This window comes from Isoptericola halotolerans, assembly GCF_003003075.1.
Classification (GTDB): domain Bacteria; phylum Actinomycetota; class Actinomycetes; order Actinomycetales; family Cellulomonadaceae; genus Isoptericola; species Isoptericola halotolerans_A.
The window spans coordinates 36,012-50,836 of sequence record NZ_PVTX01000006.1 but is presented as its reverse complement, the minus strand read 5'-3'; the positions used below and the strand labels follow the sequence as shown (position 1 = coordinate 50,836).

Sequence of the window (14,825 nt, the reverse complement as noted above, 5' to 3'; positions counted from 1 at the left end):
ATGCCGGGCCTGAGCGATATCGACCGGAGCTGTTCGGCCGTCGTTCACGCTGTTCACCGCCCGGACACCGTCCCCCTGGCTGGCGTTCGGCGGATCCTGAGGAGGCCCTGAGGCAGCGTCGCGGTGACCCTGAGACTACGCCGATAGCTTGACAGCAGACGCCCCGCCGGGCGTTATCCCCCGTCTCCGCCCGGCGGGGCGCCGACATGTCCGAGGACGCCGCGCCGGACGCGAGCGCCGCACGGAACCCGGACCGCAAGCAGCCCGAGAGCGCCGGCGCCACCCCCTGCGGCACACCTTGACGGAGTCCTGAGGTTCCGCCAAGGAGCCCCTGAGCACCCGTCGATACGTTCTTCCCAGACGTTCCGCCGGACCTGCCCCCCATGCGGTCCGGCGGAACGTCCCCAGACCGGCCGAGCGCCGCCCCACACCTGATCATCCAGGCGCAGGCAGAGCGCCGCCACCCCCTCGACAACGACGAAGGCCCGGAACCTTGGCGGTTCCGGGCCTTCTGCGGGTGGAGCTAGGGGGATTCGAACCCCCGACCTTCTCATTGCGAACGAGACGCGCTACCAACTGCGCCATAGCCCCGTGGAGCGGTAGCAAGATTAACACCCCGCCACGGCTCCTGACCAAATCGCACCGCCGGTCGGCGCGGTGACGTGCACCGCACCGCCGGCCGGACGAGCCGGCGCCCGACTCTCAGCCGGCGGCGCGGCGACGCGCCAGGATCTGTTCGAGCGGCAGCCCGAGCGTCTCGGTGCGCGGGCGGGGCTCGTCGGCGGTGAGCGAGGCGTCCTGCGGGTCGCGCGCCGCACCCGCCGGGGCGACCGGGGGCGACGCCGCCGACGACGCGGCGGCCGGTCCGCCCTCGCGCACCGGCTCCGGCGGCTCGACGTCACGCGTCTCGTGCGTCGGCACCGTCGTCGCCTGCTCACGCCGTGGCGCCGCGGGCTTGGTGACGTACGTGGGCAGCGGCACGGGCACCGGCTCCCACGGCTCGCCGCCCACCGGCTGCGCCGTCGTGCCCGAGCGCGTGGCCTGCGGTGCCCCCGGCGCACGCTCCGTGTCGTCGCTCTCGCCGGCGCCGTCGCCGGCGGTCCGCGCGCTCGCCGACGCCGTCGGCTCCCGCGAGGTCGCTCCGCGCCCGGCCGGGTTGACGGGCGCGTCGGCAGCCGGAGCAGGCCGCGCGGCGGGCTGCACGCGCGGGATCATCCGGGTGCTGGTGTCGGAGGGGTGCACGGCGCGCCCGGTGATCCGCGCCCGGTTGCGCGGGGCGTACGGCCCACCGTGCGCCAGCGTCCGCTGCTGGGTCGCGCGCTGCTGCTCCGCCCGGCGCTCAGCGCGCCAGCGCGCGTCCGAGCGCCGCGCCGCGAGCACGGCGAAGCGGCCCAGCAGGAGCACGACGGCGAGCACCGCCGACGGGACGGCCGCACCCCACCACAGCAGGTACCCGAGTCCGACGGCGACCCACGCCCCGGCGGTGACGAGCGCGAGCACCAGGGTCACCACCAGGCGACGGCGTGCTCGCGCCGCCCGGCGCTCCAGCACGGCCAGCCGCTGGGTCCGCACCCGCGGCGTGGCGCCCGACGGCGGCCCAGAGGTCCGTGCGCCCACGAGCGGCACGCTGCCGGTCACCGGCGCGATGCCGTCGCGGTCCTGTCGCATCGCACGCTCCTTCCGTCGTCGTCCTGGCCGAGCTCCACCCGCCACGTCCCCGTCCGCCACGGCGAGGACGCGCAGCCCGCCGGAGAAGCGGTCGTCGATCTGCGCGTCGATGAGCTGCTGACGGTGACGCAACCGCTGCGGGACCCAGTAGCCCAGCCACAGCACGAACAGCGCGAGGGCTGCGAGTCCTGCCGGCGACGTCTCCACACGCCGACGGTAGGCGAGGCGGGGCGAGGCGTCCCGCACCGCGCGGCGGCGTGTCCGCGACCTGACCCGTTCAGGCGCCGTCGCGCGCCTGCTGCCACCGCGCCAGCAGACCGCCGGGCACGTCCTCGGTGGTGAGCGCGAAGGTCCGGTGGTCGCGCCAGTCGCCCTGGATGTGGAGGTAGCGCTCGCGCAGGCCCTCGTCGCGGAACCCGAGCTTCTCCACGACCCGCAGGCTCGCCGCGTTCTCGGGGCGGATGTTGATCTCCATGCGGTGGAGCCCGAGCACGAGGAAGCAGTAGTCGGTGGCCATCGCCACCGAGGTCGGCACGATGCCGCGGCCCGCGTACTCGCGCGCCACCCAGTAGCCGATGCTCGCCGAGCACAGGGAGCCGTACTGGATCGAGGACACGGTGAGCTGGCCGACGAGCGCCCCGTCGAGCTCCACGACGAACGGCAGGGTGGTGCCCGCCCGCGCCTGCGCGCTGAGCGCCCGCACGTAGTCGCCGAACGACGTCGCCTCGGGCCGCTCCCCCGGGGTGGTCGCCTCCCAGGCCCGCAACCAGGACGCGTTGAGCTGACGCAGCCGCATCCACTCGCCGCCGTCCCGGCGTCGCAGCGGGCGCAGCACCACCGCGCCCGACGGCGTGTCCTCCCGGAGCGTGACCGGCCAGGGCCTGGTCACCGCCCACCTCTTCGCATCGTTCATCCCGGTTCCCTCGTCCACCCGGCGCGCCGGGTCCCCGTGGCACCGGACCCTGCCACAATAAGGACATGCACGGCGACCTCAAGGCCTCGACAGCGCATCAGCCGTACCCGGTCGTCGCGGGGATGGAACCCGAAGACGCCAAGGACGAGCTGCGGCGCGCGATCCGCCACCACCGCACCGAACGCTCCCAGCGGCTGCGCGACCAGGCGGCGGAGGCGTTCGCCGAGGTCGTCGCCGGGGTCCCCGCCGTGCAGGAGGCGTCCGTCGTCGTCGCCTACGCCGCCCGGCCCACGGAACCCGGCACCCTGCCGCTGCTGGAGCTGCTCGCCGAGCGCGGGGCACGGGTGCTCCTGCCCGTGCTCGGTGCGGGCCTGGCCCGCGACTGGGCGGACTACACGGGACCGGACGACCTCCTCGAGCGCGCCCCGGGCCGGCCGCCGGAGCCCGGCGGACCCAACCTCGGGGCGGAGGTCATCACGCAGGCCGACGTCGTCATCGCGCCGGCCCTCGCCGTCGACACCAGCGGGACCCGGCTCGGACAGGGCGGCGGCTGGTACGACCGCGCGCTGAAGCAGGTGCGCCCCGGCGTGCGGTCCATCGCCATGGTGTTCCCGGAGGAGCTCTACGACGCCGTCGAACGACCGCTGCCGGTGCTGAAGCACGACGTCGCGATCCATGCCGTCGCGACCCCGGACGGCTGGCTGCCGCTCCCGGCGGCGTAGTCGGCGGGAGCGGCAGCGGGCCCGGGTCCGGGCCTACGGCACCAGGGTGGCGGTGTCCTGCGCCGCCTCCTCGACGGCCGGGCGGCTGAAGGGCCAGGGGAACGTCTCCCCCACGGCCCAGGCCGAGAGCTGGTCGGTGTAGTGCGACGAGGCCGGGTGGCCCGACGTCCCGGTCACCGTCACCCAGGTCGAGGCGTCCAGGTCGCCCAGGTCCACGACCATCCGCATCGAGGGGCCCGTGGTCACCCGGAAGCTCCCCGTCGAGGCGTCCCACGACGTCGCGTTGACGATCGAGCTGCCGCCGGGCATCTCCACCGGCCGCGGGTTGACGTAGTCGCGCACCAGCGCCGGCACGGACTCCCCGCCGATCACCGGGTGCTCCAGCGCCAGCGTGTGCAGGGCGCCCCACCGCCACTCCGAGGCGTCCTTGGAGAGCTCCACGGTGAGGTCGCCGCGCGCGGTCACCAGCGCCTGGGTGAGCGCCTCGTCGCGGGTCTCGACCACGTTGACCGTCGAACGGTCGTCCCAGAACGGGTCCTCCGGGCGCTCGAGCATGTCGCGGACCACGACGAGCCAGCGGGACCCGCCGGTGGGCCGCATGCCCACCGGCACGTCGTCCCAGAAGGTGGTGCGGAGCAGGTTGCGCCACACCGCGCTGAAGTAGGCGGCGGCCGCCGAGTCGGTCCCCGTGGTGTAGTCCCACCCGGCCAGCAGCTCCTGGCCGGCCGCGTCGTACGGGTCCTCGATCTCGACGTCGAGCAGCACGGGCACGAGCGCGGCGGCGAACGGCGACCAGTCGTCGTTCTGCAGGGCGTTCATATCCGCGACGGTGAAGGGCCGCCCGGCGGCGACCTGCTCCGTGATCAGCCCCCGGATGCGCTCGGAGCGGAACCCGTGGTCCCAGTCGCGCGAGAGGTCCGGCCCGACGCCGCGGGGCAGCACCGCCTGGTTCGCCGCGACGATGAACCCCTCCTCGGGATCCAGCGCCCGCGGCATCTCCTCCGCGTCGACCCAGCCCTGCCACTCGTAGCGGGGGTCCCAGCCGGGCCGCGGCCAGGTGCCGTCAGCCGGCACCGGCCCGGAGACCCGCCGCCGTTCCGGGATGCGGCCCGGCGCCTGGTAGCCGATGTGCCCGTCCGTCGTGGCGAACACGATGTTCTGGGCGGGCACGTCGAACAGCGCGGCCGCCGCCTGGACGTCGTCGGCGTCGGCCGCCGTGCTCATCGCGAAGATGGCGTCCGCCGTCCGGCCCGGCTCGAGCGCGGTCCAGGCCAGCGACACCGCGTACTCGCCGAAGTCGGTGCCCACCTCCGTCGGGGAGCCGACGACGGCGCCCACGTCGAGCACCGAGGACACCACCGGCCCGTGGTCGGTCGAGCGCACCTCCAGCTCGACGGGCGCAGCGCCCGCGACCCGGATCGTCTCGGTGCGGACGTCCATGGGCACCCACTCCTCGGCGTCCGCGTCGCGCAGCCAGGTGTCGTCGCGCACGCGCTCGACGAAGAAGTCGGTCACGTCCGCGCCCATGTTCGTCAGCCCCCAGGCGAGCTCGGCGTTGTGGCCGATGATCACTCCCGGGAAGCCCGCGAACGAGAAGCCGGCCACGTCGAACGGGCACTCCTGCGACACCTGCTCGCAGTGCAGGCCCACCTGGGACCACAGGCTCGGCACGTCCAGCGCGAGGTGCGGGTCGTTGGCGAGGATCGGCGAGCCCGACTCCGTGAGGTCGCCGGAGACGACCCACGAGTTGGACCCGGCGCCGTCACCGGTGCCGACGAGCACGGGGACCGCGTCCAGCGCCGCGGCGGCGGAGGCGACGGCACCGTCGAGGGCCCCGCTGCCCCAGGCCAGGTCGGTCGGCGCGGTGCGCGAGCCCTGACGCCCGGTCTCCCGGACGAGGTCGCTCTCGGCCAGGATCGGGGTGTTGCCGCCCTCGGCGAAGCTCGGGAAGAGCTCGTCCACGAGCTCGACGTCCTCCAGCGCGCCGTACGCGAGCGCCCGGTCGAGCTCGTCGTCGTAGTTGCCGCGCAGGTCCCAGGCCATCGCCTTGAGCCACGCGAGCGAGTCGACCGGGTCCCAGGGGGCCGGGGCCGCGACGTCGACCGTGGCGCCGAGCACCGTGTACTCGAGGGCGATCTGGTCCGGGCTGCGGTCGGCGAGGTAGGCGTTCACCCCTTGCGCGTACGCCTGCAGGTAGCTGCGCGACTCCGGCGAGATGAGGTTCCACTCCTGCTCGGCCACCTCGCGCCAGCCGAAGGTGCGGATGACCTTGTCCGCGTCGATCGCGGTGGGGACGTCACCGACGAGCTCGGCGAGCCTCCCGGCCGTGACGTGGCGGCGGTAGTCCATCTCGAAGAACCGTTCCTGGGCGTGGAGGTAGCCCTGGGCGGCGAAGAGGTCCTCCGCGGTCGAGGCGTACACCTGCGGCACCCCCTGCTCGTCCCGGTGGACGGTGACCTCCCCGGTGAGACCGGGGACGTTCTGGGTCCCGGAGGTCTCCGGCAGCGGCTTGCGGACGGTGACGACGGTGAACGTCACGGTCGCGACGAGGGCGAGCGCCACGACGACCGCGACCCCCACCGCCGTCCGGCGCAGGCGCGAGCGGGGCGCCGGGGCGGTCTCGTCCTCGCCGGTGTCCTCCGTCGTGGGGGTCTCGTCGGGCTCGTTCGCTGAGGGGAGGTCGCTCGCTGACACGCAGGCGAGACTACCGTCCGCGTATGATTGGCACTCGCATCATCTGAGTGCCAGCCCGACGAGGAGAACCCGTGCCCACCTACGCCTACCGGTGCGCCGACTGCGGCCACGCCTTCGACATCCACCAGGCGTTCACCGACGACTCGCTGACCGTCTGCCCCGAGTGCTCCGGACGGCTGCGCAAGCAGTACGGCTCGGTGGGCGTGACGTTCAAGGGCTCCGGCTTCTACCGGACCGACTCGCGCAGCGGCGCCAAGAGCTCCGGCGGCTCGTCGTCCGGCGACTCGGGCTCGTCCGCCAAGAAGTCCGGCGGCTCCGACAAGGGTTCGTCCTCGAGCTCGTCGGGCTCGAGCACGTCGGGTTCCGGCTCGTCCGGCTCGTCCGGCTCCTCGGGGTCCGGCTCGAGCTCGTCGAAGGCCGCCTCCGCCTGACCCGGCCGGCCGAGGCCACCCCCGGCCGAGGTCGTCCACCGACGAGCGCCACGGCGCCGCGGCTGCCGGCTCGCCGGCCCTAGCGTGCCCGGCATGGAGCCCTCCACCACCTCCCGCCTGGCTCGTCTCGCGCGTACCCTCGCCTGGCGCGGCCGGTTCGTCGTCGCCGCCCTGTGCTGCGGCCTGGCGGCCGGCGCGACCGTCCACGCGGTGCGGCCCGAGGCGCCGCCCACCCGCGAGGTGGTCGTCACCGCCCGGGAGGTGCCGGCGGGCGAGCCCTTGCGCGCGACCGACCTCGCCACGGCCACGGTGGCGGCCGAGCTCGCGCCCGACGGCCTGCTGACCGACCCGGCCGACGCCGTCGGCCGCTCCCCCGCCGTCGACCTCGCCCCCGGCATCCCCGTGCACGCCGACCTGGTCCCGGGCGGCGGCCTGGCCGACCGGGCGCCCGAGGGCACGGTCGTCGTCGGCGTGCGGCTGGCCGAGGCCGCGTGGCTGCGCCCCGGCGACCGGGTCGACCTGCTCGGCACCGACGACGCCGCCGACCGCCTCGCGCGGCGGGCGCTCGTCCTGCCGCGGCTCCCCGCCGACGACGGCGCACCGGGCGCGGGCGGCCTGCTCGGCTCGGCGGCACCCGCCACCGCGGACGCCGCCGTGACGCTGGTGGCGGTGGATCCGGACGAGGCGGCCGCTGTGTCGGCCGCGGCCGGGTGGGGCGCCGTCGCCGCCGTGCTCGTCCCGTGAGCGTGCTCGTACCCTGGTCCGGCGGGAGCGACACGCGCTCCCCCACCTCGGGAGGACACACCAAGCATGCTGGCCGGATTCAAGACCTTCATCCTGCGGGGCAACGTCGTCGACCTCGCCGTCGGGCTCGCCATCGGGGCCGCGTTCGCCGGCGTCGTCACCGGCCTCATGGACGGCCTGCTCAACCCGCTCATCGCGGCGGTGTTCGGCCAGCCCGACATCTCCGGGGTGTGGTCGTTCGAGGTCAACGGCGCGCTGTTCAGCATCGGCATCTTCCTGCAGGCCGTGCTGAACTTCCTGCTGGTCGCCGTGGCGCTCTACTTCCTGGTCGTCATGCCGATGAACAAGCTCGCCGAACGCCGCCGCCGGGTCGAGGACGAGGTCGCCGAGGAGCCGGAGGCGGACCTCGCCCTGCTCACCGAGATCCGCGACCTGCTCGCCGTGCAGGCCCGCCGACCCTGACCTGGCCCGCGCCGGGACGGGTCACCAGTGCGGCGGCACGTCCCGGCGCAGTCGCTCGTCGTTCGAGTCGTGGCCACCTTCGTCGTCGGTGGTGGCCCCCCACACGGTCTCGCGCTCGCTGCCCCGGCGCACGGCGCGCCGCGGACCGCGCCGACCCGCTCGGGGCGTGTCCGGCCGGTCCGGTGTCCCCGGGCTCGCGGGGGCCGTCGTGTCGCTGTGCGGGGTCTCCTCGGAGGGCGTCACGGCCCCATTGTCTCCCGCGGGTCCTTGACGACCTCGTCCGGCTCGTCGTCGGCCAGCACCGGCACCACGACCTCGGGCGGCACCGGCACGCCGCCGGGGGTCCCGACCCGGTCGTCACGGACCTGCTGCACCAGCCGGCGCACGCGGTCCGCCTCGCCCTCCGGGTCCAGGAACGCCGCCGCCGACCACACCTGCGCGACGGTCCAGCCGAGGCCCTCGAGACGCTGGGCCAGCTGCCGGTCACGGACCCGCACGGACGGCTCGGCCACGTACTCGGCGTCGTCGGTGAGCACCGCCACCAGCAGCTCGCCCGGCAGGTCCGGGTGGCCCACCACCAGCGGGATCCGGTCGCCGTCGCCGGTGCCGTAGTCGGTCTCGACGAGGTAGCCCAGCCGCCACAGCCGTTCGCCCAGGTCCATCAGGAGGCGGTCCGGCACGCGGCCCGCGTCGATCCCGTTGCCCAGCTCCACCTGGTCCGCGACGCCCGAGCGTCGCTCGGCCAGCTCGAGCACGTCGCGCAGCAGCCGCGGTCCGGCGCCCCGCAGACGGTCCGGGTCGAGGGCGTCCGCCGGGAAGCAGGACACCACGTGCAGGCGACGCCGCGTCGCACCGAGCGCGCCCAGCAGCATCGCCGCCCCGCCGTCGTCCCCGAGGACGCCGAACCGGTGCAGCACGCGCCCGTGGGGTGTCCGGCCGAAGCCGAGCGAGAGCAGGATCGTGTCGCGCGAGAGCCCGGCCACCCCCGTGATGTCGGCGACGACCACGGGCTCGGCGCGCCGTCCGGAGAAGAACGGGGCGAGCGCCGGGTTGGCGCGCACCTCGGCCAGCAGCGCCTCGCGGATCCGGTCCGCGTGCGCGGCGGTGACCGTGACGATGCCCAGGGTCTCCTCGGGCCGGGTCAGGGCGTGCTCGATGGACACCTCGACGACGCGGTCCACCTCGGCCCGCGTGCTCTCGACGGCCCCGGAGGTCGGGTCCGGCATGCCCGTGCCGTCCACCACGTCGAGCTGGACGAGCGCCTCCGGCCGCGGCAGCGGGGCGGGCCGCAGCAGGCCCTCGTAGCCGTGCGCCGCGAGCAGCCGCGTGAGCTCCGGGTCGCGGCGGTTCTCGCGGGGCTGCAGGGTCACCGTGGGCAGCAGCTGCGACAGCTCGCGCACGCTCGTGCCCGACGCCGTGCGGGGGTCACCGACGACGACGACCTGCCGGCCGCGGGCCAGGCAGGTGACGACGACCTCGATCGGGACGTGCTGGACGGCGTCGAGCACCACCAGGTCGACCGTGCGGTGCGTGGGCAGCAGGTGCGGCACCAGCGTGGGCGTCGCCAGGACCACGGGTCGCAGCCGCCGCGCCACGTCGCCGTAGCTCTCGACGAGGTCGCGCAGGGAGGTCATCCGGCCCTCGATGAGCTCGGCGAACAGCGCCTCGGACCCGGCACGGTCCTCGCGCATCGCCGTCCCGAGGTGCGCGCGGGCTGCCACCCGCGCCGGCTGCGAGAGCGCGGCGAGGTGCCGTGCGTCCAGGTCGCGGAACCGGCGCGCCAGCGCGTCCAGCCCGGCGCCGTCCTGGCCCGCGAGGGTCTGGTCGCCGCCGAGGATCTGCTCGAACACGCTGGTCCACCACGCGAGGTCCAGCTCGGCGGCCACCTGGCCGGCGTCGACCCGGCGCGAGGTGAGCTCGTCCACCAGCTCCCCCAGGCCGGCCTCCCGGGCCCGCCGGAGAAGGTTGGTGCGCTCGGGCAGCGTCTCCAGGGCCTGCGGGTCCTGGGCGAGCTGGTGCAACCGCTCGGCGAGCGCGTCCAGGTCCAGGTCGAGCAGCCGGGCACCGTGCACCGTCGGGCCCAGCACGGGCTCGAGCGCGGTGAGGTCGATGCGCACCGCCTCGTAGGTGTCCTCGATGGTGGCCAGCCCCTCGGGAAGGGTCGGCCACCCGCCCCGGGGCGAGTGCTCGGCCCACACGTCGCGCTGCTCGGCCACCTCGATGAGCGCCGTGTGCAGGTGCGGCACCCGCACGCCCGGTCGCACCATGTCGCGGGCCCGCTTGCGCAGCCGCCGGCGCGTGAACCAGCCCATCTCGACGCCGTGCTCGGTGCGCCACCGGCGCGTCGCCGTCGCCTGCACCAGGTCCGTCGCGGTGCGCTCGAACACCATCGGGTGGAACACGTCCAGCGTGCTGCGCATCCCGGAGAGCATCGCGAGCTGCGTGCCCCACTCGTTGATCGTGGCGGGCGCCTCCAGGCCCGTCACCTCACCCGTGTACGCGATCTGACGGCGCAGCTGCGGCAGCGTGGCCTCCTTCAGCCGCCGCACGCGTGCCAGGGCGTCACGCGCCTCGTCCATGCTGGTCAGGTGCGCGCCGAACCACGCCGTCGAGGACGGCCGGAGGGTGAACGCGCCGAGCGCGGCCGCGCGCTCCAGCTCTGCCGCGAACCGCCGTCGGGCGTCCCCGTCGAGGGCCACGGCCGTGCGCGCGTCCAGGCGCACCGACGTCGACGGTGCGGGGCGCTCCGAGGTGAGGCGCGCCAGCTCCTGCAGCGCGTCGTAGGCGGAGACCCCCCACGGCTCCCGGCGGGCGTGCAAGGCGTCGATGTAGCCCGTGAGCTGTGCACGCGCGCCGATCAGGGCGTCGCGCACCTGCGCCGCGGCCGAGGCGTCCACGGCCTCCGGCTCCGTGGCCATCGCGGAGAGCAGCCGCTCGGCCATGTCCTCGCGCCAGGTCTGGCGTGGGGTGACGTCGAGCGAGAGACCGTCCAGCCCGAGCTCGTCGAGGCGCTGCGCCAGCCGGTCGGCGGCACGGCGATGACCGGTCACGTACAGCACCGACCGCCCGGCGGCGGCCGCCTCGGTGACCACGGCGGCCAACGTCCCGGCGACGTCCGCACCGAGCGGCGCGTCGACGAAGAAGTGCTGCCCGGTGCCCAGGACGTCCACCACGTGGCGCTGGTACGGGTCCAGGTCGCCGACGCCGCGCTCGCGGGCCGGGTCCGCGTCGCCCCGGCGGGGCGCGGGCAGCTCTGCCGTCGACACGCGCGCCACCGCCTGGTCCGCGCCCGCGAGCGCCGCCACCAGCTCGTGCCGGCCGAGCGCCGGGGCGACCTCGTCCAGGTCGTCGACGAGGGCCTGGCCGGGGTGCACGAAGGTGCCGACCAGGACCCGCTTCTCCCAGCGGAAGTCGGCCAGGTGCTCGGCGCCGAGCGCGGCGACCCGGTCGAGCACGTCGTCGGGGTCGAAGCCCGCGGCGGTGAAGGACGCCTGGGCGAGCGCGGCCAGGTCCTCCCGGACGCCCCGGGCGCGCAGGGTGCGCGCCAGGACCGGGTTGATCTCCGCCGTCGGCCCCAGCGTCAGGTCGTAGTCCGTCTCGCCGTCGCCCCGCGGGGCCAGGGTCACCGGCCGCAGCAGGATCGGCACGTGGACCGTCCGCGTGCCGGGCGTGACCTCGTCGGGCGGCGTCGGGCGGCGGGCCGGGCGGCTCTGCCGCCGTGCCACGCTCACCACGGGGATCGACGTCGTCACGGCGGGCGCCGAGTCGGTCGCCGCGTGGTCGGCGACCGCCCGCGCGGCCCGGGCGAGCTCCGCCGGGGACGCGGCGGAGGCGGAGCCGATGTCGTCGGGCGAGGCGGCGGAGTCCGGCCCGGCGGGCGCGGGCGAGGCCGCGCTGGCGCCGCTGGCCACCTCGGCGAGCGCGGTGAGGTCGCGGTGGCGGTCCTGCGCTGTCTCGCCCACCTCGACCGGCTCGGTCCAGGAGGCCACGCCGATCGCCAGCGAGGTCGGGGCCAGCCCGTACTGGGCGGCGTGCTCCGCGGAGCGCACGACGACGGCGCGCGCGTGGCGCCGTGCCCGGGGGAAGGTTCCCGGCTCGCGCACCAGGTTGGACAACCGGGTGGAGCGGCCGGCGAAGAGCTGGGCGACGCCCGACGGGTGCGCGGCCGAGAGGTCGACCACGGCCTCACCCAGCATCCCGACGTCCGTCAGGGTGGAGCCGCCCACCATCTCGGCCAGGCCGGCGCGCCAGCGGCGGACCGCGTCGACCAGCGGGGTCGTCGTGGTCGCGCCGCCCGGGGTATGGCCCGCGCGACCACCGGGCGCCTCGGAGCCGGCCGGGGCGGCGCCGTCGGTACTCGGGTGGTCGGGGCCCGCGTCCGGGGCGCTCCCGTCGGGGCGCTCGCGGGCGTCGTCGCGACCGAAGGGTCGGCGCGCACTGTCGTCCTGCGGCTCGACCGAGGGCTCGGCCGCGGCCGCGGCTGTGGATCGGCGGAGGACTCTCACGCCAGCACGGTAGACCGGCTCGCCGTGGCGACGGCGCCGGGCACGCCGAGTCGACCGGGATCGTCCATGGATCGACCGTGGATCCTCCGGGAGGGGAATCGTCGACGCCCCCTCGGCGGGGGGTCCGAGGAGGCGTCCGACCGGCAGACCGGTCAAGGACAGCGCGCACCGCGCAGGGGGCGGGCGATGCGCGCTGCCACCAGGCAGTCTGCCCCGCGCGCGGCTGACCAGTCAATACTCCGGGCACCTTCCGTAGGCCTTCCTGCGAGAACGCTCCCACGGCTGTGACGTCCGTCGACGTTCGGCACCGAGGTGGCCGCATGCGGCGCGGTCCGCCTACGCTCCAGCGGTGAGGAGAGTGCTCGAGGCCATCGTTCCCGCCCGGATGGGTGTCCCGTTCCGGTGGATGCTCGCCTCGAGCTGGACCAGCAACATCGGCGACGGCATCGCGCTGGCCGCCGGGCCGCTCCTCGTCGCGTCCCAGACCGACTCCGCCACGCTGGTCGCGCTGGCCGCGATGCTGCAACGGCTGCCGTGGCTCCTCTTCGGGCTGTGGGCGGGGGCGCTGGCCGACCGGGTCGACCGCCGGCGGATCGTCATCGTCGCGAACGCGCTGCGCGCCGTCGTCGTCGCCGTGCTGTGCGCCGCGATCGTCACCGGCGCCGCGAACGTCGTCGTCGTGCTCGCCGCGATGCTGCTCATGGGGGTCGCGGAGGTGTTCGCCGACACCACCTCCCAGACGCTGCTGCCGATGCTGGTGGACAAGCGCGACCTCGGCACGGGCAACGCACGGCTCCAGGCCGGGTTCCTCACCGGCAACCAGCTCGCCGGGCCGCCGGTCGGGGCGTTCCTCTTCGCCCTCGGGATGGCCTGGCCGTTCCTGGTCCAGGTCGTGTGCGTGCTGCTGGCGATCCTGCTCATCAGCCGTATCTCGCTGCCCCCGGTGCCCCGCCCGGCCACCCCGGCCCCGGCGCGCCGGGAGATCCGCGACGGGCTGCGCTGGCTCTGGACCCACCCCCCGGTGCGGACGCTCGCCCTGGTCATCTTCTCGTTCAACGCCACGTGGGCCGCCCCCTGGGGCGTCCTGGTGCTGTACTCGCTCGACCGGCTGCAGATGGGCCCGGTCGGGTACGGCCTGCTGATCACCGCCACCGGCGTCGGCGGGGTGCTCGGGACGCTGGTCTACGGGCGCCTCGAGCGGCGGTTCTCCCTGGCGACCCTGATGAAGACGGTCCTGTCGATGGAGGTGGCGTTCCACCTCGTGCTCGCGCTGACCACGTCGGCCTGGGTCGCGATGGCCACGGTGTTCGTGTTCGGCGTCTACACCTTCGTGTGGGGGACGGTGTCGAACACGGTGCGCCAGCGGGCCGTCCCGACGGAATACCAGGGCCGGGTCGGGTCCGTGTACCTCATCGGGCTGTTCGGCGGGATCGTCGTCGGCAACGCCCTCGGCGGCGTCCTGACCGACCTGTGGGGCATCACGGCGCCGTTCTGGTTCGCGTTCGTCGGCGCCGGGCTCACCCTCGCGCTGGTGTGGCGCCAGCTCGACCACATCGCCCACGCCGAGGCCGACTGACGAGGTAGTAGCGGCCCCGCCGAGGTAGTACTACCTCGGCCGAGGTAGTACTACCTCGCGGCGGGCGCCACTACCTCGGCGCGCCCGGCACTACCTCGCGGCGGGCGCTACTACCTCGCGGCGGGCGCCACTACCTCGGCGGCGTGGGGAGCTCGAGGACCGGCCGGCCGGCCTCCCACACCAGCGGCACCCCGTACAGCTCCCGCTCGACGTACGCCCCGTCCCACGCGTGGAACAGGAACATCTCCCCGTCCGGCGTCGGGACCACGTCCTGCCCGCCCGGCCCCCGGTACATCCCTCCGGATCCCACCGTCGAGAGCAACGGCTCCGGGTCCTTGGTCCACGGCCCCGTCAGCGACGGCGCGGTCGCGTGCCCGACGGCGTAGGTGTCGTCGCCGTAGAAGCTCGCCGAGTACAACGCGTGGTAGGTCCCGTCGCGGCGCACGACCGTCGGCGCCTCCACGAGGTCGCCCTCCCACGCCTGGTCCTGGCGGAACAGGCGGACAGGGTCGCCCGCGAGCGACAGCCCGTCCGCCGTGAGCGGGGCGGCCTGGATCCAGGTGTCGTGCCCGCAGCAGTTGCCGTCGTTCTTCCACAGCAGGTAGGTGGTGCCGCCGTCCTCGAAGGTCGCGGCGTCGATCGCACCGCCCTCGGCCTCCGGGCAGACGAGCATGCCGTCGCCGACGGCTTCGAACGGCCCCAGGGGGTCGTCCGACGTCGCCGCACCGAGGCACTGGACGCCGTGCTCGGCGCTCGCCGCGGTGAAGTAGAGGACGTACGTGCCGTCGTCGGCCCGGGTGACCTCCGGAGCCCAGGTCCTGCCGGGGATCACCCAGCGCGGGAGGTCCGGCATGGCGTCGTCGTGCTGCTCCCACGTCACGAGGTCGTCCGACGTCGCGACGCGCACGTTGGTGTGGGGCCCGTTGGTGGCGTACGCGACGTACCCGTCGTCGGTGACGAGCACGTCAGGGTCCGGGAAGTCCTGGGAGATCAGCGGCTCGGGACGCCAGGGCGCGGCTGCGGAACCGCTGTCGTCGGCGGCGCCCTCGGCGCCCGGTGCGCCGCCGCTGCAGGCCGCCAGGCCCACGACGACGGCGCTCACCAGCGCCC

The 14,825-nt window shown here is 75.2% G+C and carries 11 protein-coding genes and 1 tRNA gene; 5 read left to right on the top strand and 7 right to left on the bottom strand.

Annotation, left to right across the window (positions count from 1 at the left end; all coding sequences use genetic code 11):
- Positions 1-518: 518 nt before the first annotated feature.
- From BCL65_RS09765 to BCL65_RS09755, 3 genes are all read right to left on the bottom strand, one after another.
- Positions 519-591 (bottom strand) — tRNA-Ala (locus BCL65_RS09765).
- 111 nt (positions 592-702) lie between these two features.
- Complete coding sequence (locus BCL65_RS09760) at positions 703-1,875, bottom strand: hypothetical protein (protein WP_125206531.1); 1,173 nt, start codon at positions 1,873-1,875, stop codon at positions 703-705.
- A 70-nt stretch (positions 1,876-1,945) separates the two neighbouring features.
- Entirely contained in the window at positions 1,946-2,581 is a 636-nt protein-coding gene (locus tag BCL65_RS09755; RefSeq protein WP_106267519.1) for a GNAT family N-acetyltransferase, read from the bottom strand.
- A gap of 65 nt (positions 2,582-2,646) precedes the next feature.
- On the opposite strand from BCL65_RS09755, the gene BCL65_RS09750 reads away from it, so the two are divergent.
- Complete coding sequence (locus tag BCL65_RS09750) at positions 2,647-3,303, top strand: 5-formyltetrahydrofolate cyclo-ligase (protein WP_106267517.1); 657 nt, start codon at positions 2,647-2,649, stop codon at positions 3,301-3,303.
- Between the two features lie 33 nt (positions 3,304-3,336).
- Here BCL65_RS09750 and BCL65_RS09745 read toward each other — a convergent pair whose 3' ends face one another.
- Positions 3,337-5,883, bottom strand: coding sequence for a penicillin acylase family protein (locus tag BCL65_RS09745; RefSeq protein ID WP_243401008.1), 2,547 nt, complete (start codon positions 5,881-5,883; stop codon positions 3,337-3,339).
- Positions 5,884-6,068: 185 nt separating this feature from the next.
- On the opposite strand from BCL65_RS09745, the gene BCL65_RS09740 reads away from it, so the two are divergent.
- The 3 genes from BCL65_RS09740 to mscL all read left to right on the top strand — a co-directional run bounded on the left by BCL65_RS09740 (position 6,069) and on the right by mscL (position 7,634).
- The gene (locus BCL65_RS09740; protein ID WP_106267515.1) at positions 6,069-6,428 is read left to right on the top strand and encodes an FmdB family zinc ribbon protein; all 360 of its coding nucleotides are present in this window, start codon (positions 6,069-6,071) and stop codon (positions 6,426-6,428) included.
- A gap of 93 nt (positions 6,429-6,521) precedes the next feature.
- Positions 6,522-7,172, top strand: coding sequence for an SAF domain-containing protein (locus tag BCL65_RS09735; RefSeq protein ID WP_106267513.1), 651 nt, complete (start codon positions 6,522-6,524; stop codon positions 7,170-7,172).
- Positions 7,173-7,238: 66 nt separating this feature from the next.
- Positions 7,239-7,634, top strand: coding sequence for a large conductance mechanosensitive channel protein MscL (gene mscL / locus BCL65_RS09730; RefSeq protein WP_106267511.1), 396 nt, complete (start codon positions 7,239-7,241; stop codon positions 7,632-7,634).
- Positions 7,635-7,655: 21 nt separating this feature from the next.
- On the opposite strand, the gene BCL65_RS09725 is transcribed toward mscL, so the two are convergent.
- Positions 7,656-7,877, bottom strand: coding sequence for a hypothetical protein (locus tag BCL65_RS09725; RefSeq protein ID WP_106267509.1), 222 nt, complete (start codon positions 7,875-7,877; stop codon positions 7,656-7,658).
- Complete coding sequence (locus BCL65_RS09720; protein WP_243400999.1) at positions 7,874-12,139, bottom strand: hypothetical protein; 4,266 nt, start codon at positions 12,137-12,139, stop codon at positions 7,874-7,876. Before BCL65_RS09720 ends, BCL65_RS09725 begins: the two co-directional genes overlap by 4 nt.
- Positions 12,140-12,524: 385 nt before the next feature.
- On the opposite strand from BCL65_RS09720, the gene BCL65_RS09715 reads away from it, so the two are divergent.
- Entirely contained in the window at positions 12,525-13,715 is a 1,191-nt protein-coding gene (locus tag BCL65_RS09715) for an MFS transporter (protein ID WP_106267822.1), read from the top strand.
- 130 nt (positions 13,716-13,845) lie between these two features.
- Here the strand turns inward: BCL65_RS09715 and BCL65_RS09710 are convergent, their stop codons facing one another.
- Positions 13,846-14,817 (bottom strand): glycoside hydrolase family 43 protein, encoded by a 972-nt coding sequence (locus tag BCL65_RS09710; RefSeq protein WP_165799990.1) that lies wholly within the window; start codon positions 14,815-14,817, stop codon positions 13,846-13,848.
- Positions 14,818-14,825: the final 8 nt, after the last annotated feature.